Source organism: Vibrio sp. 9-16B-A1, from assembly GCF_056726165.1.
Genome location: NZ_JBSDZD010000011.1, coordinates 32,473 through 58,281 on the forward strand (window position 1 = coordinate 32,473; position 25,809 = coordinate 58,281).

Annotated in this window: 27 protein-coding genes; 9 read left to right on the forward strand and 18 right to left on the reverse strand. The window is 50.8% G+C overall.

The genetic code is table 11. The features are described 5' to 3' along the window. Nucleotides 1-16 precede the first annotated feature (16 nt). From napG to napC, 4 genes are read left to right on the forward strand one after another with little or no spacing between them, the layout of a single operon-like run. On the forward strand, nucleotides 17-775 hold the full coding sequence (napG, locus tag ACVB80_RS17085; protein WP_481082497.1) for a ferredoxin-type protein NapG: 759 nt from the start codon (nucleotides 17-19) through the stop codon (nucleotides 773-775). Further along, nucleotides 775-1,629, forward strand: coding sequence for a quinol dehydrogenase ferredoxin subunit NapH (gene napH / locus ACVB80_RS17090; RefSeq protein ID WP_481082498.1), 855 nt, complete (start codon nucleotides 775-777; stop codon nucleotides 1,627-1,629). The genes napG and napH overlap by 1 nt, the downstream gene beginning before the upstream one ends. Continuing rightward, complete coding sequence (locus tag ACVB80_RS17095; protein WP_481082499.1) at nucleotides 1,619-2,053, forward strand: nitrate reductase cytochrome c-type subunit; 435 nt, start codon at nucleotides 1,619-1,621, stop codon at nucleotides 2,051-2,053. The genes napH and ACVB80_RS17095 overlap by 11 nt, the downstream gene beginning before the upstream one ends. Before the next feature lie 8 nt (nucleotides 2,054-2,061). Next, nucleotides 2,062-2,643: a cytochrome c-type protein NapC gene (gene napC, locus ACVB80_RS17100; RefSeq protein ID WP_481082500.1), complete on the forward strand. Its 582-nt coding sequence runs from the start codon at nucleotides 2,062-2,064 to the stop codon at nucleotides 2,641-2,643. 53 nt (nucleotides 2,644-2,696) lie between these two features. Here napC and ACVB80_RS17105 read toward each other — a convergent pair whose 3' ends face one another. The 10 genes from ACVB80_RS17105 to ACVB80_RS17150 form a co-directional block, all read right to left on the reverse strand. After that, a complete protein-coding gene (locus ACVB80_RS17105; protein WP_481082501.1) occupies nucleotides 2,697-2,978 on the reverse strand; it encodes a hypothetical protein in 282 nt (93 codons plus the stop codon). A 139-nt stretch (nucleotides 2,979-3,117) separates the two neighbouring features. Continuing rightward, nucleotides 3,118-3,987, reverse strand: a complete 870-nt coding sequence (gene secF / locus ACVB80_RS17110; protein WP_481082502.1) for a protein translocase subunit SecF — start codon at nucleotides 3,985-3,987, stop codon at nucleotides 3,118-3,120. Further along, nucleotides 3,987-5,786 (reverse strand): protein translocase subunit SecD, encoded by a 1,800-nt coding sequence (gene secD / locus ACVB80_RS17115; RefSeq protein ID WP_481082503.1) that lies wholly within the window; start codon nucleotides 5,784-5,786, stop codon nucleotides 3,987-3,989. Before secD ends, secF begins: the two co-directional genes overlap by 1 nt. Nucleotides 5,787-5,904: 118 nt before the next feature. Continuing rightward, nucleotides 5,905-6,231, reverse strand: a complete 327-nt coding sequence (locus tag ACVB80_RS17120) for a hypothetical protein (protein WP_481082504.1) — start codon at nucleotides 6,229-6,231, stop codon at nucleotides 5,905-5,907. 1,082 nt (nucleotides 6,232-7,313) lie between these two features. After that, entirely contained in the window at nucleotides 7,314-10,424 is a 3,111-nt protein-coding gene (locus tag ACVB80_RS17125; RefSeq protein ID WP_481082505.1) for a hydrogenase expression protein, read from the reverse strand. A gap of 258 nt (nucleotides 10,425-10,682) precedes the next feature. Next, nucleotides 10,683-12,182, reverse strand: coding sequence for a peptide MFS transporter (locus ACVB80_RS17130; RefSeq protein WP_481082506.1), 1,500 nt, complete (start codon nucleotides 12,180-12,182; stop codon nucleotides 10,683-10,685). 208 nt (nucleotides 12,183-12,390) lie between these two features. Continuing rightward, complete coding sequence (locus ACVB80_RS17135; RefSeq protein WP_481082507.1) at nucleotides 12,391-12,909, reverse strand: GNAT family N-acetyltransferase; 519 nt, start codon at nucleotides 12,907-12,909, stop codon at nucleotides 12,391-12,393. Between the two features lie 194 nt (nucleotides 12,910-13,103). Beyond that, on the reverse strand, nucleotides 13,104-13,364 hold the full coding sequence (locus ACVB80_RS17140; RefSeq protein WP_481082508.1) for a GIY-YIG nuclease family protein: 261 nt from the start codon (nucleotides 13,362-13,364) through the stop codon (nucleotides 13,104-13,106). Nucleotides 13,365-13,371: 7 nt separating this feature from the next. Next, complete coding sequence (locus tag ACVB80_RS17145) at nucleotides 13,372-14,031, reverse strand: YceH family protein (protein WP_481082509.1); 660 nt, start codon at nucleotides 14,029-14,031, stop codon at nucleotides 13,372-13,374. A gap of 57 nt (nucleotides 14,032-14,088) precedes the next feature. Continuing rightward, entirely contained in the window at nucleotides 14,089-14,268 is a 180-nt protein-coding gene (locus ACVB80_RS17150) for a hypothetical protein (RefSeq protein ID WP_481082510.1), read from the reverse strand. A gap of 193 nt (nucleotides 14,269-14,461) precedes the next feature. On the opposite strand from ACVB80_RS17150, the gene ACVB80_RS17155 reads away from it, so the two are divergent. Both ACVB80_RS17155 and ACVB80_RS17160 read left to right on the forward strand, forming a co-directional pair. Continuing rightward, nucleotides 14,462-14,776, forward strand: a complete 315-nt coding sequence (locus ACVB80_RS17155; protein ID WP_481082511.1) for a DUF496 family protein — start codon at nucleotides 14,462-14,464, stop codon at nucleotides 14,774-14,776. Nucleotides 14,777-15,110: 334 nt separating this feature from the next. Then, nucleotides 15,111-15,365 carry a hypothetical protein gene (locus ACVB80_RS17160; RefSeq protein WP_481082512.1) on the forward strand — a complete coding sequence of 85 codons (255 nt, stop codon included), beginning with the start codon at nucleotides 15,111-15,113 and terminating at the stop codon, nucleotides 15,363-15,365. Nucleotides 15,366-15,436: 71 nt separating this feature from the next. Here the strand turns inward: ACVB80_RS17160 and ACVB80_RS17165 are convergent, their stop codons facing one another. Continuing rightward, nucleotides 15,437-15,658 (reverse strand): hypothetical protein, encoded by a 222-nt coding sequence (locus ACVB80_RS17165; protein WP_481082513.1) that lies wholly within the window; start codon nucleotides 15,656-15,658, stop codon nucleotides 15,437-15,439. Between the two features lie 126 nt (nucleotides 15,659-15,784). Then, entirely contained in the window at nucleotides 15,785-16,213 is a 429-nt protein-coding gene (locus tag ACVB80_RS17170) for a GNAT family acetyltransferase (protein WP_481082514.1), read from the reverse strand. Nucleotides 16,214-16,329: 116 nt separating this feature from the next. Here ACVB80_RS17170 and ACVB80_RS17175 point away from each other — a divergent pair, with 116 nt between their 5' ends. Next, nucleotides 16,330-18,093, forward strand: coding sequence for an alpha-amylase family protein (locus tag ACVB80_RS17175; RefSeq protein WP_481082515.1), 1,764 nt, complete (start codon nucleotides 16,330-16,332; stop codon nucleotides 18,091-18,093). A gap of 260 nt (nucleotides 18,094-18,353) precedes the next feature. Beyond that, a complete protein-coding gene (malE, locus tag ACVB80_RS17180; RefSeq protein ID WP_481082516.1) occupies nucleotides 18,354-19,535 on the forward strand; it encodes a maltose/maltodextrin ABC transporter substrate-binding protein MalE in 1,182 nt (393 codons plus the stop codon). A gap of 35 nt (nucleotides 19,536-19,570) precedes the next feature. Here the strand turns inward: malE and ACVB80_RS17185 are convergent, their stop codons facing one another. Together ACVB80_RS17185 and ACVB80_RS17190 are read right to left on the reverse strand one after the other, a co-directional pair. Beyond that, nucleotides 19,571-20,137, reverse strand: coding sequence for a nucleotidyltransferase family protein (locus ACVB80_RS17185; RefSeq protein WP_481082517.1), 567 nt, complete (start codon nucleotides 20,135-20,137; stop codon nucleotides 19,571-19,573). Then, on the reverse strand, nucleotides 20,137-20,643 hold the full coding sequence (locus ACVB80_RS17190; protein ID WP_481082518.1) for a GNAT family N-acetyltransferase: 507 nt from the start codon (nucleotides 20,641-20,643) through the stop codon (nucleotides 20,137-20,139). The genes ACVB80_RS17185 and ACVB80_RS17190 overlap by 1 nt, the downstream gene beginning before the upstream one ends. A gap of 149 nt (nucleotides 20,644-20,792) precedes the next feature. Between ACVB80_RS17190 and ACVB80_RS17195 the strand changes: the two genes are divergently transcribed. Then, nucleotides 20,793-22,658 carry a sensor domain-containing diguanylate cyclase gene (locus ACVB80_RS17195; protein ID WP_481082519.1) on the forward strand — a complete coding sequence of 622 codons (1,866 nt, stop codon included), beginning with the start codon at nucleotides 20,793-20,795 and terminating at the stop codon, nucleotides 22,656-22,658. Nucleotides 22,659-22,678: 20 nt separating this feature from the next. On the opposite strand, the gene ACVB80_RS17200 is transcribed toward ACVB80_RS17195, so the two are convergent. The 4 genes from ACVB80_RS17200 to ACVB80_RS17215 all read right to left on the reverse strand — a co-directional run bounded on the left by ACVB80_RS17200 (nucleotide 22,679) and on the right by ACVB80_RS17215 (nucleotide 25,750). Further along, entirely contained in the window at nucleotides 22,679-22,966 is a 288-nt protein-coding gene (locus ACVB80_RS17200) for a type II toxin-antitoxin system RelE family toxin (protein WP_481082520.1), read from the reverse strand. After that, on the reverse strand, nucleotides 22,956-23,207 hold the full coding sequence (locus tag ACVB80_RS17205; protein WP_481082521.1) for a type II toxin-antitoxin system Phd/YefM family antitoxin: 252 nt from the start codon (nucleotides 23,205-23,207) through the stop codon (nucleotides 22,956-22,958). The genes ACVB80_RS17200 and ACVB80_RS17205 overlap by 11 nt, the downstream gene beginning before the upstream one ends. Nucleotides 23,208-23,431: 224 nt before the next feature. Then, entirely contained in the window at nucleotides 23,432-25,075 is a 1,644-nt protein-coding gene (locus tag ACVB80_RS17210; RefSeq protein WP_481082522.1) for a methyl-accepting chemotaxis protein, read from the reverse strand. Between the two features lie 411 nt (nucleotides 25,076-25,486). Continuing rightward, entirely contained in the window at nucleotides 25,487-25,750 is a 264-nt protein-coding gene (locus ACVB80_RS17215; protein ID WP_481082523.1) for a hypothetical protein, read from the reverse strand. Between the last annotated feature and the right edge of the window lie 59 nt (nucleotides 25,751-25,809).

Sequence of the window (25,809 nt, forward strand, 5' to 3'; positions counted from 1 at the left end):
AACAGGGAGCAGTTAAGTGAAATCATCACTTCCCTCAGCAAGCCGGCGTCGCTTTATGCGCGACGCCGTCAGAACAGCGGTTGGTGTGGGAGCAGCAACAACAGTTCTGAGCCTGCAGACGAAGCAGAGTAAGGCTGACACCACCAGTGTGCCGATCAGACCGCCCGGTGCACTGGATGAAGCCGAGTTTCTCAATGCTTGTCTGCGCTGTGGGTTGTGTGTTCAGGCTTGTCCCTATGACACCCTGAAGCTCGCCACCATGGTTTCGCCTGTCGCAACAGGTACCCCCTACTTCTCCGCCAGGGATATTCCCTGCGAGATGTGCGAAGACATTCCATGTGTGGTGGCCTGCCCCAGCGGCGCGCTTGATCACGGTTTAACCGATATCACCAAAGCCGCGATGGGCACAGCTGTACTGATTGACCACGAAACCTGTCTGAACTGGCAGGGGCTGCGCTGTGACGTCTGCTACCGAGTTTGCCCGGTGATCGATGAAGCGATCACACTCGAGCCAGTCCGTAACCAGCGTACCGGCGTGCACGCCATGTTTATTCCAACCGTGCACTCGGACAAATGCACCGGGTGCGGAAAATGTGAAGAAGCATGCGTACTGGAAGAAACAGCGATCAAAGTGGTACCGACCGCGCTGGCAAAAGGCGAGCTCGGGCATCACTACCGTCTTGGCTGGGAAGAGAAAGCCAAACACGGCGGCGAAAGCCTGATCCCTGAGCAGCTCACCCTGCCAACCCGCAGACCTGAAGATGGAGGTTTGTGATGGCTAAAAACTCAGCAGTTGACGCAGGTAAAGCAGCAAGAGAAAAACTGGGCCTTTGGCACGCTAACCGTTTTCTATTGCTGCGACGCGGTGTACAAATCAGCATCATGGTGCTGTTTATTATGGGCCCAACGTGGGGCGTGCTGGCCGGTAACCTCTCATCAGGTGAACTGTTCGGTACCATTCCACTGTCAGATCCATTACTGCTGATGCAAACCATCGCGACCGGTTTCTGGCCGGAAACCACTGCCATCACCGGTGGACTGATTGTGGTGGTGTTCTACGCCATAGCCGGACCGCGTGTTTTCTGCGGCTGGGTTTGCCCGGTCAATATGCTGACCGACCTGGCCGCCTGGATACGCAGAAAGACCGGTTTCAAAGCCAGCTACCAGTGGCCATCTAATCTCAGATACTGGTTGCTTGGCGCAATTCTGGTCGGCAGTGCCGTTTCCAACACCCTTCTTTGGGTCTGGCTGGATCCGGTTTCGGCGCTGCACCGCGGACTGGTCTTTGGTATGGGTACAGGCTGGACGCTGCTGGTCATTGTGTTTTTGATTGACCTGCTTCTGGTCGAGCACGGTTGGTGTGGGCATCTCTGCCCGCTTGGCGCCACCTATGGGGTCATCGGTCGTTACGGGTTAACCCGTGTTACGGCGGTGAACAGGGAAAAATGTAATAACTGCATGGACTGTTTCTACGTCTGTCCGGAGCCTAAGGTCCTCCGCCAGCCGTTAAAACAGGGTGACAGAAGAGTAATGAGCCAGGATTGCATCAGTTGCGGTCGCTGTATTGATGTCTGTGCTGAAAGAGTATTCGAATTCAGAATAAAAACTGGAGCTAAATATGAAGAGTAAGTTTGTCGTGTCTGCAGTGCTGGCAGCGATTGTAAGTGCGGCAGCGGTCGCTGAAGTGACCTCTCTCCGCGGGGAACAGGAAATTAACGAACTGAACAAAGTTCCCGAATTAAAGCACGTTCCAAAAAGTCAGGATAAGCTCGCGCTGGATTACGTGAATCAGCCACCTTTGATCCCCCATTCTACGGATCAGGTGCAGCTTAACCAGTCCAACAACGGTTGTCTTCAGTGTCACGATGTAAGCACCTACCGCAAATCAGGTGCACCTCGTGTCAGTCCAACTCACTATATGGACCGCGATGACAAAGTACTGACCGAGGTAGCGCCAAGACGTTACTTCTGCCTGCAGTGCCACGTAACCCAGGTTGACGCAGCGCCGCTGGTCAGCAATGAGTTCACGCCTGCCGGTAAATTCGGTCAATAGGAGGCGCTATGGGATTTTTAAAACGCCTTTGGGCCTGGTTTATCAAGCCCAGCACGATGGCAATAGGGAGCATTCTGACCATTGGTTTTATCGCCGGTATCATTTTCTGGGGTGGCTTTAACACCGGTATGGAAATGAGTAATCAGGAAGAATTCTGTATCGGCTGTCATGAAATGCGTGAAAACGTCTACGAAGAGTATGTAGGCACCATCCACTACCAGAACCGCTCCGGCGTTCGTGCGACCTGTCCGGATTGTCACGTACCTAAAGAGTGGGGACCGAAGATGATCCGTAAGATTCAGGCCAGCAAAGAGTTGTACGGAAAACTCATCGGGATTGTGGATACACCACAAAAATTTGAAGACCACCGGATGGAAATGGCGACCCGTGAATGGGCCAGGATGAAAGCCAATGACTCACAGGAGTGTCGTAACTGCCACAACTTCGAGTTCATGGATTTTGTTGAGCAAAAGCCTGTCGCGGCGCAAATTCACAACAAGGCAGAAGATGAAGGCAAGACCTGTATCGACTGTCACAAAGGTATCGCCCACAAGCTGCCAAAAGGCCATACCATCACCAAAGAGTTCTAGACCTGGCCATAAACCAGAGTTTGCCACCGGGGTCCCCCCCCGGTGGCATTTTTTTACTCTTCGTCTTTCGGCCTGCGCTCTATATCGAAACAGACACCCTCTTCATCGTATACCCGGCAACCCCAGATATAACCAAGCAGGTTGATCTCCTGCTGATGGAAATAGCGTCCCTTATCAAAAACGCAGGGACACGGGACATTGGTATCCATAGTGCCATACTGATCGCTCAACAGAGCCACTTCCCTGGTACCGGGCTTAAAGGTTGTGGTGTCTGTGTTTGGGAATACTTTTTTGGCCGGGCTGTCAGAGGATTCCGCAACAGCACTTGCGCTCATAATTAATCCAAACAGCAGGCATGCTCCGGGCAGTAAGGCTCTTACTTTATGCATAAGGTCCACCAATAGAAATTTATCCATTTATTTACGCTCAGAGCATACTACAGCTGTTTATATAATTGCCAATTACTGGCCGAAATCAGGGGGCGCTGTCAATTTCCACTGGTTGATAGTGGCGTGGCTCAAGCTTCAGCCATTCCGGCAACACGGTACCAATTGAAATCGATGACCAGGTTCCGGACAGGATGCCGATAAACATCGCGGTGGCAAAACCGGCCAGTGCATCACCACCAAGCAGCCACAGTGCCGATACCGTGATCAGCGTGGTACCAGAGGTTACCATGGTACGCGAGAACGTCGCTTTTACTGCGTTATCGTTGGTCAGCTCGGTCGGGTCATTTGGTTTAGCCAGCAGCAGTTCGCGAATACGGTCTGCAATAATAATGGAATCATTGAGTGAGTAACCGAGAATCGCCAGAATCGCGGCAAACACCGTCAGGTTAAACTCCATCCCGGTCGCAGCGAAAAAGCCCAGTACCAGCACAACGTCATGGATAAGTGCCAGCAGAGAACCGCAAGCCAGGCGCCACTCAAATCGGAAGCTCAGGTAACCCAGAATACACAGCATACAGATAAAGATCGCCAGACCACCCTGGTCTACCATATCTTCGCCAACCTGAGAGCCAACAATGCTTTTACTTACCACACTGACACTGGTGGACACTTTTTCAAGCTGCGCATCCAGCTCGGGAATGGTATCGGTACTGCGGATGATCCAGCGGCCATCTTCGCCGCCCTTGGTCACCATGACTTTCAGCGCTTCATCATGGCTCAGGTTTTCTGTCAGCTGGTTGTTGGTCAGGCCCGGGTCAAGCTGAACTTCAGTGACCACACCACCGGTAAAATCCAGCCCCCAGTTAATGCCATTGACGGCAACCATTACCATTGAAAACACCATCAGGGCGACGGACACCACACTGGTGATATAACGTGCTTTGCGAATATTCATCAGACTCGTACTCCACGGCGACTGTCACGGCCCCACACCAGGTTAATAATGGCGCGGGAGGCAAAAATTCCGGTAAACATACTGGTTAAAAGACCCAGACCCAGCGTCAGGGCAAATCCCTGGATTGGGCCATTACCCATGCCGTACAGAACGACAGCGGTAATAAGGGTGGTAATGTTGGCATCCATGATGGTGCTGATGGCACTGTCAAAGCCCTTGTCGATCGCCTGGGCAAAACTGCGCCCTTCGGCCATCTTGTCTTTGATCCGCTCAAAAATCAGTACGTTGGTATCTACCGCCATGCCCACGGTCAGAACCAGACCAGCAATACCCGGCAGCGTCAGAACTGCGCCCGGCACCAGGGCAATCAGGCCCAGCAGGCAAAGCATATTGCTGACAAGTGCTACGTTCGCTACCCAGCCCAGACGACGATACCAGAGCGCCATAAACGTCAGGGTTAAGCCCAGACCCAGCGCCAGTGCTGAGAAACCATTGGCAATGTTCTCTGCACCCAGAGATGCACCGATAGTACGTTCTTCAACAATGGTGACCGGCGCCGTCAGGGAACCAGCACGCAGCAGCAGCGCCAGTTGCTCAGACTCTTCAACTGTGCCCGAACCGGTAATACGGAACTGCGTACCCAGTTGTGACTGAATGGTGGCGACACTTATCACCTTATCCAGACGCTCGGTTGTACCGTCAGCTTTTGGCTTGTACTCCCGGTATACGGTCGCCATTGGTTTGCCGATATGAGTTGCCGAAAAGTCACTCATCATCTTGCCACCGGCGTGGTCGAGCGAAATGTTCACCTGACCGCGGCCCATTTCGTCACGGCTGGCACGCGCATCAACAATATGCTCGCCGGTCAGAACCGGTTTTTTCGCCAGCGTAATCGGACGGCCACTCTGATCGTTCACAGTCCAGTCCTGATAGCCGTGCGCATCAGACGGGCTTCTCGCTTCATGGAAAGCCAGGCTTGCCGTTGCGCCAATCACGCGCTTGGCCTGAGCCGGGTCCTGAACACCTGGCAGTTCAACACGAATCGCGTGTTCACCCTGACGCTGTACCAGCGCTTCAGTGATACCAAGCTCTTCAATACGGTCACGCATGATCTTCAGGTTTTGCTGCAGGGTCAGTGTGGTGAACTGACGCACTTCCTCTTCACCCGGTTTCACTTCAAGCTTGTTACCTGAATGAGTCAGCTGCCAGCCCGGGAAAGTTTTCTTCACATAACCCGCGACCTGCGCACGCTTGTGATCATCATTAGCGCGGATCTCAATACCACGAACGCCCACTGGCACGACACGCACACCTCTCAGGCGTTCATCACGGACAAACTGCTGGATTTCAGAGACTGAGTTGTCACGTTTTTCGCCGTAGGCTTTGTCGATATCCACGTTCAGCAGGAACTGAACCCCGCCACGCAGGTCAAGACCAAGCTTGATCGGCTCAAAGCCCATGTTTTGCATCCACTGAGGGGCAACTGAAACATAGGAGAAAGTGATGCTGTCTTTGTCGTTCAGACCTTCAGCGAGCAGCTTGCGGGCCTGGGTCTGGTCATTTTCATCTTCCAGTACAACAACTGCATTGTTATCGCTGATGGTAATGCGCTCAGCATCGATGCCATTGCCTTTCAGAGTAATCGACAGCTGCTCAGCTGTTGGGGTCACTTCATGGTATTTCACCTGGATAGCCGGTTTGTCACCGTACCAGGTTGGGATCGCGTTCAGAGTCAGAAGTACGATGGTGACAATCAACACCAGGTACTTCCACTTTGAGTAGTGGTTCATTCGTTTCATACACTCTCCTCCCGATGTGAAAATCAATCAGGATCAGGGTTCTGTACCGCAGCCGGGAAAAGGCAGCAGCCAGAGCTATCTACAATAAATTTGGTTGTTCAGATATGTGAGAGTGTGCTCAGACGTGAGCATTGAGATGCACGTAGAGTGCGTTGGATTCTTTCCAGCCAGCCACCCGAAAACGGCTGCTGACAGTCGGCTGAAAACAGAACTGCGCTTTTGGCAGAGGGTATGCCTGAACATGACCTTTTACCGGCAGGGTAAAGTCATGAACGAGGTCAAAGTCCGGGTCTGTATCAAGCCGGGATTCGATTTCCGCGCTTACGGAATGATAACGGACAATGCCTTTCAGGCTGTCCTGTTGATGAGAGTTCTGATTATGGCCCGGCGCAGATGGCGTGGTACCTGAATCACCGGCAGCAAAAGCCTGCTGACTCAATACCATGAGCAGCACTATTAAGCTTTTTAGCAGGAAACGCAGAGCCATTACGGGGGACCAATCTATTCAGAGGAGGCTATAGTACGGCTGGAGCTATTGATACACAACTAAAAAGATATAAAAGGGGGGAAAAGGGTTCGGGGTGCTCGGTGCTCGGTGCTCGGTGCTCGGTGCTCGCAGAGTATTATGTTTGGCGTTCAGTTCAACTTTACAGATCGCTTCACGGGGTCCCGGGTCGCGCCTGCCTTTTGCGGGCGTGAGCAGTTTCGTGGAACGCGCCCGGGATGACAAAATTTATTTTAAACAAATGGTTAAACAGCCTTTCATCCCGGAAATTCTGCCAACTGAAGTTGCAGTGAGGTACACTGCCAAACCAGAATTATCCGGGACCTCGTAACGAGAACTGCAAAACCATTCAGCATTACAGTTCAACCCACCAGATTCCGGTTCACGCCTGCCTGCGATTTCGCGACTGGTTCCGTGGAGCGTGACCGGGATGACAAATTTTATTTTTAAACAAATGGTTAAACAGCCTGTCATCCCGGAAATTCTGCCAGCTGAAGTTGCAGTGAGGCACACTGCCAAACCAGAATTATCCGGGACCTCGTAACGAGAACTGCAAAACCATTCAGCATTACAGTTCAACCCACCAGATCCCGGTTCACGCCTGCCTGCGATTTCGCGACTGGTTCCGGGGAGCGTGACCGGGATGACAAATTTTATTTTTAAACAAATGGTTAAACAGCCTGTCATCCCGGAAATTCTGCCCGCTGAAGTTGCAGTGAGGCACACTGCCAAACCAGAATTATCCGGGACCTCGTAACGAGAACTGCGAAACCATTCAGCATTACAGTTCAACCCACCAAATCCCGGTTCACGCCTGCCTTCGAGTTCGCGACTGGTTCCGGGGAGCGTGACGAGATGACGGTTTTTTCTTTATCAGCAAAGAGTTAAATTATTCATCATCCTGGAAGGCGTACTGTATAGCCTTGTTAACCTAAATACCCCTTCTCCACCACACAAAAAAAGCGCAGGCATCTGCCTGCGCTCCCCTTCTTTTCCCAGGACCTTACCCCCAGGACCGAAAATCACTGACAACTACCCAGCAACTTCCAGCCCGCATAAGGCTCATCCGGGGCTTTGCCGACGTCTGTCCAGCGCTCTGCCTGGTAGTGGTTGCCCTGATACTGGACTTCCTGGCCTGGCTGGTATTGCTCGCCATCAACGTAATGTGCAATGTTGACGCACTGGCCTTCTCCGCCAGACTTGCCTTTCACCTTCAGCGTGGTTTTGGCGACTGAAGATTTGCTGCCATCTGAAGCAGTCAGGCTCAGGGTATAACTGGTATCAACCGGAACCACTGGCGCGGTTACCACCAGGGTGTCGCTGTCACTGCCGGAAACCACACTCACCGCAGGCGGAACTTCCCAGCGGTAGCTAACGCTGGCACCTTCAGGATCCACTGCGGAAGCAGTAATGGTCACCTGGGCACCGCTGTCTGCATTGAACAGCGGGTCTAGGGTGATCACCGGCGGTTTGTTTGGATCCGGATCAGGGTCATTACCATTTCCGCCCCAGATAGAACCATCACAGTCAGCGCCATACAGACAGGTTGGGTTGTTCGCATAGTCGGTGACTTTATTGTTCAGCCAGCCACTGTCTGAGCCGTTAGAGCCAATCGACACCACTGATGTAGTCGAACCACCGCCCCACAGAAGTGCAAACACGTTATGAGCCGGCAGATCCTGCATACGGCGGTAAGACCAGTCATAACCGTTATCTTTGACCAGCAGATCGCGAACAGTAACCGAGCCGTTATACGCCGAAGAACCAAGGTTCTTATCCAGCAAACCGGTACGAATACTGTCTACGTCCGTACCGATCCGGCTGTCACCCATAAAGAAGCTGCCACCCGATGCCTCATGATTACTCTCAATCATCGAGTTGCCTTCCTGCTGCGTCGGCATATGACCGCCCGGGATCTGCCAGATCATCGCCGGCGAATCTACCGCATCACTGATCACTTTGACGTAATCCAGATAGCGCTGCCAGCTGGTGGCATTATAGGCATAGTTTTGAATCGCTTCAGAGCCAAAACCATCCCGTTCGTACTTATCGAATACGATGTAATCCGGTTTGTACTGACTGTCATACACACCCAGTGTGTTAACAAACTGCCCTACCAGATTACCCATCTCCGCAGACTGATCTTCAGTGGTATGTACCCAGTTCGCCGAGCCTACCGCCCACAGGTTAATCTGCCAGCCAAAGCTCACATCCGGCGCGTACGCTTTCATGATGTAGTTCAGAGACTGAATGTAGCCATTGAGTGTGTCATCAAACGTTGGCACTGTACCTGACGGCTCAAAGCCATATGTGGTCTTCATGTAACTCAGAGCATTAGCCAACTGCTCATTAACTTTTACCGAACCAGCCTGGTTCAGATTATCCACATGGTTTTGGTTTTTCTGCAGCTCACCCAAAAAGTCCGGGTTCATCACAAACGACATCGGTGAGTGACCGTCGCCTTTCGCGTATTCCTGCGCCGCCCATGCCTGTGTAATAAAGGTCGCATAGTGCTTATACAGCAGTTCGTTATTGGTCAGATCATCAAATGTCGCGCCACCACTGGCATTAGCAGTGTAAACCACCATCACTGGCTGTACGTGTTTACCCGACGCTTCTGAAGCGATCTTCGCGTTATTCATAGTGCGGTGCAGAGGAAGGTTATCTTTTTCCAGGATAACACCCGGGTCACCCGAACCACTGAAACCAGCGTATTTAAAGATTGCATCAACTTTCGTCTGACCAATCTGATTGGTTACCCCTTCACTGTCGTTAGTCACCGTACCGTTAGCAACAAAGTCCGGGAAGCCCTTAACAGCCAGCTTCACACCATTTTTAAACGGCAGTGCCAGAATCTGAGGAGACGAGGAACCGATTGTTACCGGTCCGTCCACATCCAGTACATAGTTTTCGCCACTGATGGCAACAGAATCGGCACTCAGCTGATACTGGCCCGGCTCAACACGGTAAGGCAGTTCAGCCGCATCCGTCGCCAGTGTAAACACATAGCTTGCACCACTGCCTTCGAGTTTCAGCTTCACGCTGCTGACTGAATCCGGCAGACCGGTGATTTGAGGCTTAACCCGGGTAAACTGGCTGTCATCGACCACCTGTGAGGTCAACGCTGGTGAAACGTCCTGAGCCTGCTGATGGCTGACAAGAATATCCAGCCCCGGTGCCAGCTGATGACGCTGATTGTTGATCACGGCATCCGAGTAACGCAGGTCGTAACGCTCGCCGTCATCCAGCTCGTTGATTTCAACCTTCTGACCAAACGCAGCTTTGAGCTGGCGAAGAACAGCTGCACTGCCTGCCGGCGATACCGTAACTTCACTGTACACCGGCTCTGTCATACCCGGAATGGAAGGCAGGCTCAGATCTATCGTGGCAAAGTAAACAAACGCCTGGTAATCCAGTGAGACAGCTGGCGCAGCCTGACCGGATTCCACCACCACTTCTGCAGAGGCTCCGCCTTTCGCGTAGCCTTCCCCGCTGCGAACTTCCAGTGGAGTCACCTTATAGGTCCCATCCTGCAAGTTATTAACCGTCAGTTCCTGACCCCAGGCGACTTCACGGGTTTCTTTATACTGCTTACCTTCAATAAGAAACAGTGCTGTATTCAGGCTGGAATGAGGGGTCGCTGGCGCACTTACTTTTATTTTTCCTGTAAGGGCCGGGTCGTTTTTAATAATAATCTTATCGGCCTTCACATCATCTGATGTGATCGTCGTTCCATCAGAACCAACACCAAAACTAATATCTGCAACACCGCCTGCTGACAGTTTTACAGAAGGGTTTGTCTGGCGAATAATATAATTTGTCCGACCATCAGAAGAACCGGTTTTTTCCAGGCTAAACGCCCAGCGCCAGTCACCCCACGGGTTCTGAACATCAGCAAAAGACGGTACTGAGACATGCACTTCCATTTGCTCCAGGTCCAGTTCCTGGCCGGATATATTGGTAATTCTGATCTTAGCCGAGTTGTACCACGCCCCCGGGCTTTCAATGGTCACGGTTGCAGATACAGACTGAGACTGAACGACAGCCGAAGCTGCGTCGTAAGAACTAGCGTATGCGGGAACTCCGCCGATCAGCAAAGCGGAGATCAAAGCACTGATATGTGTTTTGTTCATATTTATTCCTTTACGGTTTTTTGAATTGACTAATATTGATTTGACCGTAAGGAAATGGTCTCAGATAAAGACGGCGTACGCTAAAAAATAATTGTGATACCGGTTCACACTACAAAATATCAAACCGTTACCATCTCAGTTAATTTTATAATTGCTGAACACGATTCATACTTGATGGAATTAATATCACATGCAGTAAAAGCTAATATAAAGGCGACTATTATCAGCCGCCTTTATAATCAAATGAGTGAATGGAGATTACTGACTGTGGGCAGCCTCTTCCTGCTGCTGCAGTTCTTCCCCTTTTTTAACCCATCCGGAGATCACGCGCGACAACATCAGGGTAACCCCTGCCATCACTACCGCCAGAATCGACAGATTAAAGAAGTAACTGGCATAGACGTTTTCAATGATTTCCGGTGTCAGCACCTGATCTTTTGGCAGGGCGATTTTGGTCGAAATCACCGCCGCCAGAATGCCACTCAATGACAACGCAACAGAGCGCAGACCAATAGAGAAAGCGGACAGATAACGCGGCACCATCTCAAAGATAAAGCCCGCACCCAGCGCGCCGACTATCAGCTCAGCCAGAGACTGGAAGAAGTGCACCCACAGGATCCACTGCGCAGCAATCTTACCGTCCGGTCCCACAAAGTGAGTCGACAGGCCCAGCAGTGCAAACGCTACAGCACTGAACACAAATGCTGCTGCAAACTTGGTTGGAATTGATGGTGAGAAGCCTTTACGCTCCAGCCAGCCGTAAATGAAAATCACCGGCCCGCCCAGCACAAAGCACCATAATGGGTTAAACGCAGCATTCGATTCCGGACGGATCGGGATAAGACCAAACAGGTGGTCTCCCATCAGATTGATCGCGTAGATGTTCATTGAGGTCAGCATCTGACCATAGTAAAAATAGAACACGATCATAATAAAGATCATCACCAGCACGGCGCACATCTTGTATTTGTACGCACGGGTAGCACGGGTGATCTCAAAAACAAAGTAACCGATGGCACAGGTGCCCAGGGCGTACAGCAGATATTTGCCCTGATCAAGGTTTGAGAATACCCAGAACACCAGACCCAGCATAGCTGCAGAGCCAATCACAAACGCAATCCAGGTCTTCAGGCTGACCGGGCGTTTATCTATCTCATTACCCACTTCAACCAATTGTTTGCGGAACAAAACAAACAGAACCAGGGTGATCGATATGATGCCGGAAGCGATATAGAAGTTCCCCTGGTACGCCATAAAGGCCACCATGAACGGGAACAGGTATTTGGACGAGAACGACCCCAGGTTGTTGATTGAGTAGTTCACCGTCAGGCCCTGCTGGAACGAATCACGGTTATCCGCCGCGTACGAGTTACCCAGCAGCACCGTCGGGCTGGTGGCAGAAAGGCCACGGGCATAGCCAATCAGGGCGATGGCAAAAATACTCAGCGGCACGTTAAGGGTAGATGCCCCCGTACCCAACAGGAAGAAGCCTATCGTATAAACGGTGTAACCAATATATACCGCCCGGAACGAGCCGATAAACTTGTCTGCGACATAACCGCCTACCGCTGAGAAAACCGGTCCAACCGCACCAAACGCACCCATCATCATGATGGTATCGGCTTCGCTGTAGTTGAGTTCATCGAGGAAGTATTTGGTCAGCAACACATAGGTGCCGTAGAAAGCGGCACCCCACAGAAACTGCCTGAGGATTAAGATTCTGGAAATGAATGGAAATCTGGCATTTGCATCTTGCATAAACAACTCCTTTAAAATTATGCGCTGCAAATGTAGCACTCAGACAGGATATATTTATTGATCAAATGCAATTAATCACCTAGCAAATGTGTTGCTGTATCACAATACTCATAATTACCCGCAATACCGGATGCGACCACAAAATCAAAAAAGCCGGACAGTACCCATGGGTTCCGTCCGGCCTTTTGACTGAATAAACGTATCTGAACTAGTTACAGCAGACCAGGTACCTTGCCAGTAACCTTTTAAACACCACGCCCATAACTATGTTCTGCAGCTTTCCTCCGTTGGCTTCAATCACTTTTCTTGATGCGTAGTTATCATCATCAGCAGTGATCAGCGCCTGCTCAATACCCAGCGCCTTTGCTTTGGGAAGCGCCAGTTTCAATATCTGTTTTCCATAACCACGTCTGCGAAATGACGGCGCAATATCGTAACCAATATGCCCGGCCTCCAGTGCCAGAAAGGCATTGCCGATATTATGACGAACACGAATAACGCCAAGAATCGTCTTATCTGCGTCAACAAGCCAGAAGTGATTGCAGGGCACATAGCCATCGCGCAGGTTGATGCCATTGGCTTCATCGGTCAGGCTCTGCACGTAGCCGGCAAAGTCCAGTACACCCTGCTGATAGTACTCAGCGTTCTCAGCATCGTTGTGCAAAAAATCCTCATAATAACTGGCAAACTCTGATTCAAACTCCAGTGAAGGGGCAACTAACTCCATGTCTTCTCTCCTTTCTGTATACTGCTAACACTGTTTACTGATACTACATTTGGGGCTCTGTATCCAGCCCACTCCTGACCTGATTTCATGAGGCGACTCATAAAACTACAGGTAGTCAAATATACAGCAGGAACAAATAAGGACTCACAGGGGAAGGAAATCCGGCGCTTAGTCTTGTTAAAAAAAAGACTCTGTCAGGCAAGCTCCAGCGCCCCCAGGACAAGCTTTTCTTTTTTGGATTTGGGAAATTTCTTGATTTGATATTCGAGCTTCAGCGCTTCGCTTTTGCCTTCTACTGGCTGCTGCCAAACCAATTCAAGCGGCCCTTTACCTTTGAGATATTTGGCACCGGTGCCTTTCTGGTGGGCGGCAAAACGTTTTGCGACGTCATTACTGACGCCGCAATAAAGCGTACCGGAAGCAGTCCGAACCAGATAAACGGACCACTCCTGCATATTTGGGTTACTCACCCAGTCTCGCTCTCAGAGCTTCGACTTCTGCCTTCAGTTTGGCGTTTTCCAGCTTCAGTTCGCTGTTTTCCTGCTCAAGTTCAGCCACACAACCAGACTCGCCCGGCTGAGCGGCTTCCGCGGCCAGGGCTTCGATATCCACTTCGCCACAGAACAGGTGCTGATAGCGGGCTTCACGCTTACCGGCTTCACGTGGCAGTTTAACAACCAGCGGGCCTCCTTCGCGCTCTGCCAGTCCCTGCAGCACGGCTTCCACTTCCTTCACATCGGTAAATGAACACAAACGGTTAGTCCGGCTGCGCAGCTCACCCGGAGTCTGGGCGCCGCGAAGCAGCAGGCAGCACACCACGCCGCGCTCCTGATCGGTAAACTTCAGCGAACCAAATGCCGTATTGCAGAAGCGGTGGCGATACTTCGCAGCGCGGCTGTTAAAGCCGCTTTCATCCGTCACCAGGTGGCGCTCTGTCAGGGAGTTGATCGCCTGTTTTACTTCTGCCTCAGAAAGCGCCATCACAGGATCGCGGTTACTTTTTTGATTACAGGCTGCGGTGAGGCTGTTCAGTGTCAGTGGGTAGTAATCCGGGGTGGTGACTTCTTTCTCAATCAGGCAACCGATCACCCGTGCTTCGGTCTGATTCAGCTCTATGCTCATGGCGCTATCCTTATTATTTTTGATTATGTTCTCTGGTGCAGTAACTGACAGAAAGGGTCAGTTGGGTCTGAACAGATCCAGTTTTACCTGTTTTCCGTCCTGGTCCAGCATGACGATTTTGCTGCGGTTCAGCTCAATATCCGTCAGTTCCTGCAATCGCCGGCCATCTTTATACGCCCGGCTCAATTTTATCTTCAGCCCGCTTTCTGCCGGCTGCGGCTTACTGCTCTCTTGCACGCGATTGACTTCACTTACTTGTCATCTTTAGGGCTGATAATAATGCCAGATCAAAAACATTGCTATGCATCACGCGATCAGGTGTTGAAAAAAGCACCATCAGCGAGAACGGATTGATCTAACTTCTGTTAAGCCGGTACACATTGTGTTTTAATCAGGTCAGTTGCTTAATAAAGTTAGAAAAGGGAATCTGATGAACAACGTATTTGAAATCGTTAACCTGGCTCGCCGTAAAAACAAACTAAAACGCGAACTGCAGGACAACGAGAAGAAAATCCGCGATAACTCAAAACGTGTAGACCTGCTGGACAACCTGGTTGATTACATCAAACCAGAAATGACTCACGATGAGATCGTGGCTATCGTGAAAAACATGAAAGCCGACTACGAAGACCGCGTAGATGACCACATCATCAAGAGTGCTGAGATTTCAAAAGCGCGCCGCGACATCAGCCGCAAGATCCGTGAACTGACCGAAGCGGACAAAGCAAGCCAGGGTAAAAAGTAATTCTCCCCTGCCTGAATGACAAGCCCGCCACACGGCGGGTTTTTTGTTGTTTTCTTTCAACACAATTCGAATACGACCTGGCCGCAATACCACATTAAACGTTTGCGTAATCGCTAACCTTCACTTTCCCTGAAAGTGAGTATTTCATCGATAGTTTGCCGTTGCTATAGTTGCGTCCAGAAAGACCATTCGGGGCAAGGAGCTCCCCCTTATACCAGTCCGATTTTTGTTTGTAGTCACGGAACCGACTACGTTGTAACAGTTGTACCTGGCCTGGTGTTCATCTCAAGACGAGAAGAATTGGCGTCACAAAGTTAACAAGAGGGTCAAAACTATGGAATTTAATATGGTTGAAATTCTGGGCTACGCATCATCAATCATGGTTGCAATCTCACTGATGATGAAAGACATCGTATGGCTGCGTGTTCTTAACTTCATCGGTTGTGCACTGTTCACCGCATACGGTCTGATGATCGACGCGATGCCAGTGGTAGTGACCAACGGTTTCATTGCGTGTGTGAACGTCTACTTCCTTATGAAGATGCACAGCGAGAAGAAAGCCGCAGATATGGCAGCCGCCAAAGCCTGAAAGGCCGACGAATAGCAAAAAGCCAGCGAATAAACGCTGGCTTTTTCGTATCTGCTTATGAGAAAAAAGCCTTACTCGTGCTCGTTCCCCATGTTCTCTAATACCTTGTTACCGCAGGTTTTACAGGTCAGAAAACGGTTCATATTGTAGTAATGCCCGCCATTAATAAACTCATGCACAATAAGCATGAAGCGGCCCCACAACGACTTATTTGTGTCGTAGCTTGAGGGTTTTCTTTCAAGGGTTTCACGGTGGTCAGTTTCGGTCTTACACTTGTCACAATACCTGGTCATATCTTTACCCTTTCCTGTATTCATCCGGTCATTAATTTACAAGCAAAGACATTGATTTCACAAATATTAATAGACCGCAATATGAATCAATTCACATTCTCTGTGGCATCTCATGCTTTGTAAAACTCACGCCTGATATTCCACCCCATCCAGCCTCTTACCCAGGCTCACCGAGTGATCAATCTGAAACCCAAGCCTCTGATAGAACTCGATAACTTTCTGATTGGACGCGCGGACCTGAAGATTGATCTTAGGACAGCCTGTCTGCTTCAGCCTGGCTTCCAGCTCCGCCATCAGCAACTTACCAAGACCGGTGCCCTGATACTGAGGTTCTACAGCCAGATAATTCGCCCAGCCACGATGACCTTCATAGCCACCCATCACACAACCGACCACAACGCCTTTGTCTTCCGCCACTAAAAACAGATCACCATCATGAGCCATTTTGGTCGCAATATCTTTATGAGGGTCATTCCACGGTTTGACTAATTCGCAGCACTTCCACAATGTCACCACCGCTTCTGTATCCTTTGTTTCAAAGCTCCTGACTTCCATTTCCTTCTCCATCTACGCCCCCCAGGTCTATGCTAAAGGAGGATTTTTCCCTTTCATTGTTGAGTTAGCCTGAATACAGACTTAAATCCTGTATCCACAATAACAAGAAAACCACTATGAAAAAACATACCGTTTATCAAGTCTTTACCCGTCTGTTTGGCAACACCAACAGTAATAACATCCCGTGGGGCACCATTGAGCAAAATGGTGTGGGCAAATTTGCTGATTTTACTGACAAAGCACTGCAGGAGATCCGGGCACTTGGGATCAGCCATATCTGGTACACCGGTGTTCTTCACCACGCCCTGATTGGAGATTACCGCGATTATGAGATCAGTGATGACCACCCGGCAGTCGTCAAAGGCCGCGCCGGTTCTCCCTATGCGGTGAAAGATTACTACTCGGTCAACCCGGATCTCGCGCTTGACCCGGCTAACCGCATGGCTGAATTTGAAGCTCTGATCAAGCGCACTCACGCTCAGGGCATGAAAGTCATCATCGATATCGTACCCAACCATGTAGCCCGGGTATATGAAGGAAAAAACAACCCTGAGGGCGTCAGCGACTTTGGGGAATTTGATGATCCATCAGTCGCCTACCGGAAAAACAACAACTTCTACTACATTCCCGGCCAGGCTTTTGAGACGCCGGACATTCCAGCAGAATTCCAGCCGCTTGGCACCAGCGCCACCATGGCTCACTGCCCGCCGTTTGAAGAGAATCCCGCAAAATGGACCGGCAATGGCTCAAGAGATGCCAAACCCGGTTTTGATGACTGGTATGAAACGGTCAAGATCAACTACGGGGTCAGACCGGACGGCAGCAAAGACTTCCCGGATCTGCCGGACGAATACCGTGAACTAAACGCAGAATCGCACTACCTGTTCTGGAAAGACCGTGCCCTGCCGGACTCCTGGTACAAGTTCCGTGACATTGCCCTGTTCTGGCTCGACAAAGGGGTAGACGGTTTCCGCTATGACATGGCCGAGATGGTGCCGGTGGAGTTCTGGAGCTTTATGAACAGCTCAATCAAACACCACAACCCCGACGCTTTCCTGATGGCCGAAGTGTACCAGCCTCACCTCTATCGTGATTACATCCGGCTTGGCAAGATGGACTACCTGTACGACAAGGTAGATTTGTACGACACCATCAAAGCCATCATCCAGAAACGTGGCCATTGCCGTGACATCAGCCGCCACCAGCGCGAACTGAGTGATATTGAGCAGAACATGCTGCGTTTTCTCGACAACCATGATGAGCACCGCCTCGCCGCGCCGGAATTCGCCGGAAATGCAGAGTTTGGCCGCCCGGCAATGCTGATAAGCGCCCTGTCCAGCCGCGCCCCGGCCATGATCTACTTTGGCCAGGAAGTGGGCGAGCCCGGTTCTGAAACCGGGGGTTTTGGTCAGCCAGGCCGCACTTCGATCTTTGATTATGTGGGCGTTCCTCACCATCAGCGCTGGATGAATCATGGCGAATTTGATGGCGGGCAACTGACTGAAGCAGAAAAAAACCTGCGATCCTTCTACCAGCAGTTGCTCAACTTTGCCCTGAGCCATCCGGCAATAAATGGTGACTATGATGAGCTGTGGCAGCCAAACGAATATGCCCTGGGTTCACACGCTTACCTGTTTGGCCGCCACGATCAAAACGGCCAGTTTGTCCTCGCTGCCGCCAACCTGAGCGACAACGACCACATCACCGCGGATATCACAATCCCTGCTGAGACCATTGCCCGCTGGCAGCTCAGTGATGGTGACTATGCGATTAAAGATCAGCTTGGAAGCGAAGAAGTGTTCACGCTCACGGTAAAAGACGGAGCAGGCCACCTGTCGCTGTCACTGCTCCCGTTGGCCGCACTGGCGCTGACACAGTAACGGCTTTCAAACAGCATCCAAACCGCCCTTTACGGGCGGTTTCTTTTTCCTTCGGCGTTGCATCGTGCGCTGTTCACATCTTCAAAATCCGGTTTTCAGGCTTCTTCCCTGCTTTGTATGACCAAAGTGGCAAATACCCGTCATGAAATAGTTTTTTCCTATATCACCGCACGTAAATTCTATTTTTCCGGTCCGTTAATCACCGTTATTCTTTATTCCATGGTCACTCTACAGACCCTGAAACTAAAGGAATCCCGCTGATGAAAACTATGATAAAAACCCTGTCCATCTGCACCCTGTCTGCGCTTGCGGCAGCACCGGTATACGCTCTGCAGGAAGGCGAACTGACAGTATGGATTAACGGCGACAAAAGCTATGAAGGACTGGCCGAGATTGGCCGTCAGTTCGAAGAGGACACCGGCATCAAAGTTCGCGTTCAGCACCCTGAGTCTCTGGAGTCCCGCTTTGAAAAAGCGGCAGCGACCGGCGCTGGTCCTGATATTGTAATCTGGGCGCACGACCGCTTTGGTGGCTACGCTGAAGCCGGCCTGCTGAAAGAAGTAAAACCTGCTGCTGAATTCAAACAAAAGCTGGTTGATTTCAGCTGGGATGCGGTCACCGTGAACGGCAAAATCATGGGCTACCCAATTGCCATCGAATCACCATCGCTGATTTACAACAAAGACCTGCTGCCAACCCCACCAAAAACCTGGGAAGAGCTGTACGCCATCCACGATGACATGCAGACCAAAGGCAAGAAAGCCATCATGTGGGATGTGAAAAACGCCTACTTCACCTGGCCTATGATCTCTTCAGGTGGTGCGTACGCATTTGAAAAAGTCGAAGGCGGCTTTAACGCTAAAAAAACCGGTGTAAACAACGAAGCTGGTGTGAAAGGCCTGGAGTTCCTGGTACAACTGGTCAACAAAGGCGTGGTTAATCCAAGCATGGACTACTCGGTATCTGAATCTGAGTTCGCCAAAGGCCGCGTAGCAATGACCATCAATGGTCCGTGGTCATGGGGTAACCTGGATAAAATGGGCGTAAACTACGGCGTTGCTGTCCTGCCTACCCTGAATGGTGGCACCGGCAACCCATTTGTTGGCGTACTGAGTGCAGGCATCAACTCAGCCAGTCCAAACGGCGACCTGGCGGTAGAGTTTATCGAAAACTACATGATGACCGATGAGTCGCTGAAAATCATGAACGATGACAAGCCACTTGGCGCGGTAACACTGAAATCGTTCCAGAAGATCATCGAAAGCGACGAGCGTATCCGCGCCACCATGATCAACGCAGAGCACGGCGAAATCATGCCAAACATCCCGCAAATGACCGCTTACTGGTTTGCTGAAGGTGCGGCTATTGAAAACGCTATCCTTGGCAAACAATCGACCAAAGACGCGCTGGATACCGCAGCCAGACAGATTGTCAGCAAGTAATTCGCTGAACACAACGAAAGCAAAAGGGGTGTAATTTACGCCCCTTTCTCTGTACCGGCAGACAGCTCCAGTCTTGGCCATGTACAGAGCCAGCCTTTCGACCCGATTCTCTGCCGGAACACCTCAACATCCCGCGCCGGATTATGGCTGACTTTAAGCGCAAACAGGGATTCAAATCCAAACCCGCTTAGAAACTCCAGCTCTCCCTGCTCATTCATTCTTACTGCGGTAGCCGTCTCCTTTTCCGGCCAGTGCCTCATCGCATTCAGACTGCTCTGATAGGCCGCATCCCCATTTCGAAGATGCATCCGGGCCTGATTTCTTACCTGCCAGTTCACTCCGGGCATAAGAGCGTGCAGTTTTGCTTCATAGCCGCAGCAGGCGTCAGCGTCTTCTTCGGCCGGTTCAAAGTAAATCACATCGATATCATTGAGCGGTGTCGCTGCCTGTTTGTGATGCAGACGATCCCAGACCAGGTTACGCACAAAACCCGCGGCCAGCCAGCACTGAGGCAAACCAAGCGTGCTCACCACCTGCAATGCCTGCATGCGAAGCGCATCTTCCTTCACCCAACGCTCTAACTGAAATTCCGGGCCCGTCATCAGCAACCACCCTTAGTTACGGACATGGTAATAAGCTGGTCATCGGGATACAGTTGCACGTCACTGCGCTCCCGCATTCCCAGCCGGCTCAGCAGTGCCAGTGAGGGCTGATTGTCCTTAACTGCTACGCCAAACACTTCATCACATATACCCAAACTGAACGTAAAATCGAGCACAGCTTTAGTTGCTTCATACGCATAGCCTTTTCCATGGAACTGCCTGAGCAACGCGTAACGGACATCATAGAGACCACTGTTGCCCGCTTCCTCAATCCCGGCATACCCCATTTTGACGTCCGGATTATCCGCGTCGCTTATCACAAAGGTGCCAAAACCGCGTACCCAGTGCTCCTGCTTCTGGCTGACATAATGACGGATGTAATCCTCACTGTAGGGCTTACCTCCGGGAAGATAACGGGTTGTATCAGCACAGCGGAACAACTCCAGAAACAATCCGGTATCGCCCTGCCCCGCCGGGGACAGCATTAGTCTGGATGTAATGATCATGGCTGCTCCTGTTTAGCCGTCAGAGCATCACCCGCAGCTCTGCTCCATCCATTTGTTTTTTAACTTCACCACAAAATACCACCAGCTCATTCCCAGCACAAAGATTGTGGTTTATTCTTATTATTAATGACAAATATTTGAGTACACACATGTTTTCACGGAGTAAATCAGTCTTCTTCCGTCACTTACGAAAACGTAAGGTCTACTATGTCTTCGCGGCATACTTTATCGTCTTCGGCATGGCCGTCGCGTTGCTGACATCGGCAGTTAACTATCAGTTCCAGCGCAGCAACATCGACTCGATCCTTCATAACGAGTTCAAGGAAACCGTCGAAAACAAACTCCAGGTTGTGCGCATTACACGCGAGTCACTGGATGCCAGTTTATATGCCCTTGCCATCAGTCCATTTACCCATAACTACCTTGATAAGGATACACCGGATAACCAAAGTAACCTCCTCCAGATGTTTAGTGCCCTGCTTATGTCCGAGCCAGAGTATCTGCAGGTCCGGTTTCTGGACACCTTTGGACAGGAAAAGCTGCGCGTCAACCGGATCAGTACAGACAAAGCCCAAATTGTGGCTCCGGACGACCTGCAGGATAAGTCTGACCGGTACTATTTTACCGAAGCCATTGCGGTGCCAGAAAACGAGTTCTGGTACTCCAGACTGGACCTTAATATTGAAAACGGAGAAATTGTAAAACCTATCGTGCCGACCATTCGCGCTGCAACTCCTGTTTATCATCATGGCAGGCTCCGGGGGCTGATCATTATCAACGTTGATGTTTCCGCTATACTGCACCAGTTTTCGGCCTCATCTGATTTCACCATTTTTATTCAGGATAAGGATAAAGAGATCCTTCACCATCCCGATCCTGAGCTTGCGTGGTCACGCTATCTCGACGAAAACGCAGATGCGGCAAGAGCCTACATAAACAGTCTGGATAACACTTACTTTACCCGTCCACTTGAGGACGTCATCACCAACTCAGAGGGCTTAGAGCTCGCGGTTGTACCGCGGACCGCACTGCTTGAGTCCCTTGCCAGGGATAATCAGACGACAGCGCTCGTTATTGCTGCAATTGTACTGGTGATCTCATTCCCGCTTTCCTGGCTGGTGGCTCTCTTCCCCGCCCGCCTTCAGGAAGCACTGACCCGCGCACTGGGTGCCCTGGATCGTTCCAACACCCTGCTCGACAGGCATGTGATGATCAGTGAAACTGACACCAGTGGCACCATCACCAAAGTCAGCCGCAAAATGGTGGAAGTTACCGGGTATGACAAACAGGACTTGATAGGAAAAAACCACAATATAATGCAGCATCCGGAAACCACGTCGGAACTGCACCGCGAGTTATGGGACACTATCCTGGCGGGTGATACCTGGAAGGGAGAAATCAAAGACACCAAAAAGTCAGGCAACCCGTTCTGGATCCGCTCCATCATTACGCCCATTTTCGACGATAATGACGCACCGCTGGGCTACACCCAGATAGCGCAGGACATCACTGACAGAAAAACTCTGGAGCACCTTTCTCAAACCGACCCGCTGACCCAGTGTTACAACCGGCGTAAACTCGATGAAATTCTGCAAAAAGAACTGAGGCGCTTTGAGCGATATGCCCAGCCTTTCTCCGTTGTAATGCTCGATCTGGACAAGTTTAAGAGCATCAATGATAACTGGGGCCACCAGGCCGGAGACGACACCCTGGTAGCGGTATCTGCCCTGCTGAAAGACCTCACCCGGGAAATAGACGCCGTTGGCCGCTGGGGCGGTGAAGAGTTCCTGATTGTCAGCCCCAATACCACAATCGAAGGTGCCGCAGCGCTGGCAGAAAAACTGCGCCAGGCCATTCAGGAACTTGAGCTGAACTACGACTTCTGGGTCACCTCCAGCTTTGGCGTTGCAACCATCCGCCCGGATGAAGCACTAAACCGCATGCTGGCACGGGCCGATGATGCGCTGTACAGAGCCAAGGAGGCGGGACGTAATCGGGTGATTACGATTGAGTAGTGAATGGGATGAAAAGCTGGTCAGGTAAACCTTGAAGCCAGCTTTTTATAAACCGCATCTTTATCGCGTTTACCAATAGCAAGCACGTAAACGACGATTTCATCGTCAATGACTTCGTAGGCAAGGCGGTAACCGGCAGTGCGCAACTTGATCTTGTAAACCGAGTCATAGCCACGGAGCCTGGCCGAGGGGACATGCGGATTTTCAAGACGCTCTTTCAGCTTTTTTTTAAACTGACTCTGAATAGTCGGAGCAAGCTTTCCCCACTCCTTATACGCAGCGGGCAGGAACTTGAGCTTATAAGTCATCAATATCGACTTCCACTGCCTCAGAAAGATCGCCACGACGACTTTCAACCAACTTTGAAAGCTCGTAATCATCCAGCGTTTCCATCAATAACTCATAAGTTTCCGCAGGAACGAGGTAGGCTGCCGGCTTATTGTGATTCAGGATAGCAATAGCCGCACCATCAGCCTCATTTAACAAAGCCGTAGGATTCTTCTTTAACTCTGAAATACTTGCTGAACAGTCAGCTAATACCCGTCTCATACTTCCACCAATTAAGCACTAAAATCAGTGCTAATTTTAGACCTTATTTTAGATAATATCCACCAAATTACCGTCTCTCATTAATGTGTGACAAAGATTCTGGAAAACGCTTGTGCGAAAGCGGATATAACAAACTACACGCTGTTTGCGTATCTTTCGCGGGAAGCTGACTCACAATGAAAAAAACGGGCCAGCAACAATTGCCGGCCCGGATGTTCAGTGCATCAGACCTTAAACCGCCCAACCAGGCTGTCCAGACGCTCACACTGACCGGCGAGGTTTTTAGAAGAGTCATCGGCACTTCTTACCACATGCACCATCTGCTGACTGCTTTCTGCGATGCGCTGAACGCTGCTGTTTACCTCTTCACTTACCGTAGTCTGCTCAAAGGCCGCGGTGGCGATTTGCGAGTTCATCTCGTTGATGATTCCGATAGAACGGCGGATCTCATTGAGTGAAGTGGTGGCCTGATTGGCCTGCTCTATCGTCTGCTCACCACGGGCCTCACTGGCCTGCATGGCGGATACCGCGTCGCGGGCGCCCTGCTGAAGCCTTTCAATCATAGAGTGGATCTCGCCGGTACTGCTCTGGGTTTTACCCGCCAGCGCACGTACTTCATCTGCCACAACTGCAAATCCGCGACCCTGTTCACCGGCACGGGCCGCTTCGATTGCGGCATTCAGTGCCAGCAGGTTGGTTTGCTCCGCAATACCGCGGATCACATCCAGAATCGAAGCGATATTGGCAACATCATTATCGAGATTGGTGATCACTACACCCGCTTCTTTCAGCTCTTCTCCCAGGGCTTCCATTGAAACAACGGCATCAGAAAGCACCTCTGCTGAAGCCTGTACTTCACTATGACCAGCATCACTGGCATCCGCCGCTTCCTGGGCATTCTGGGCCACGCTTTCACTGGTCGCACGCATTTCGTTAATCGCCGCCGCCACCATTTCGCTTTCCTGCTGTTGAGCCGTTACCCCGGTCACTACGTTTCCGGTGGTCTGGTTAAACTGGCCCATTTCCTGGCGAACCTGGTGAGTCGCATCCACAACATCGCGCATGGTGAGCTGAAGGGACTCAACAAACGCATTGAAATTTTGACCCAGCTGACCAATCTCATCGTTTGAACCGGTCTCTACCCTGCGGGTCAGATCCGCATCACCTGAGGCAATATCCGCCATGCTCTGGTTCAGGCGGCGGATCGGCGAAACAATCAGACCAGATAACCACCAGGTCAGCACGATACCCAGGACAATGGCCATAACACTGCCCACTTCAAGTGCAATTTCAGAGCGTTTTGACGCGCTGGCCGTTTCCAGACGAAGCTGGTCCTGAGCCTTCTCCACCTGATCCATCAGGGATTTAAGTGATGAACGTATCACCGCAAACTCTTCCATTGCGACCTGTGTCTGGTCCTGATAAAGCATCTGTGCCAGTTCTGGCTGGGCAAACATTTCTTTGTAACCAGCAATCCACTTTTCTGTTGCTGCTATCAGGGTATCCAGTTCACTTTTTGCCGAAAGCGACAGCGTTTCCCCGTCGATCAGGTCGTTGAGGCTTTCAAGTCTGAGCAGGGTTTCATGGGAGTTGTCCTCGAACTCAAACTTCTGCTTTTCAATTTCAGACGGACTGCCATCTGCCAAAAGCAAGCCCTGCCCGGCAGCGATGATTTGATACAGATCGCGATACGCATCCTGCAGATTTTCCTGAACCGGCACCACGCGGTTGTTCAGCGTGTTGCCCGCCTTCGCCTGTTCCGCAAAAAGTAATACGTTATATAAGGTAACGGAAGAAAACAGAACCAGCATAACTATGACGGGAATCGCCATTTTGATCCTGAAAGAGACATTGGATAACCAATTCATAATTCACCTGTGAGTCAGGAGCTCCCCTATACGAACTGATCGTATAAAGTGAGTTTCCATAGTTGTGCGTTACCCGCAATCAACAGCATGGCGACCGGTATAACCAACCGAACCCGCTGTCAATACTGGGCTTAGTATCCAGGTGGACGTGCAAGCAAGAAAGGGAGCCCTTAGTGGTAATTAATATAAATCGGGCATGACCGGCGTCTTAACACCGGTTCGGTGATTTAATAACATTATTCATCATGTGGCACAATGGTTAACTGGATTGAGTGCTTTGATTCTGTACAAAGTTCAAGAAATTAGCTGCAGTCTGCAGGCTCAGCGGTCAGCGGTCAGAACGACCCGTAAGAAAAAAGGCCTGCATTACGCAGGCCCTCAGTAAACTGTACCGGACAGAACAGCAGCGGATTACTCAAAATCCCACGGCATGTCCGGCAGCGCATCCAGATTTTCACTGTAACGCTTAATATCAAAACTGCCGTCATTTTTAGCCACGTCATAAACCTCAATCGACAGTGCACACGCGATCATTTCGATCGCTTCTTCTCTTGATGTGCCGGTCATCATAAGACGCATCAGGGTCTCTTTTACTTTGATCGGGTTGCCGTCTTCCAGCTGGTTTTTTACTGTTTCAACAAGCATATCGCCCGTCATCAGTTCATCGTCTTGCATCTTTGTTTCGCTATTTCAAATAAGTTACGCCGCCACTATAAGCGGTTCTGCCCGGTTAG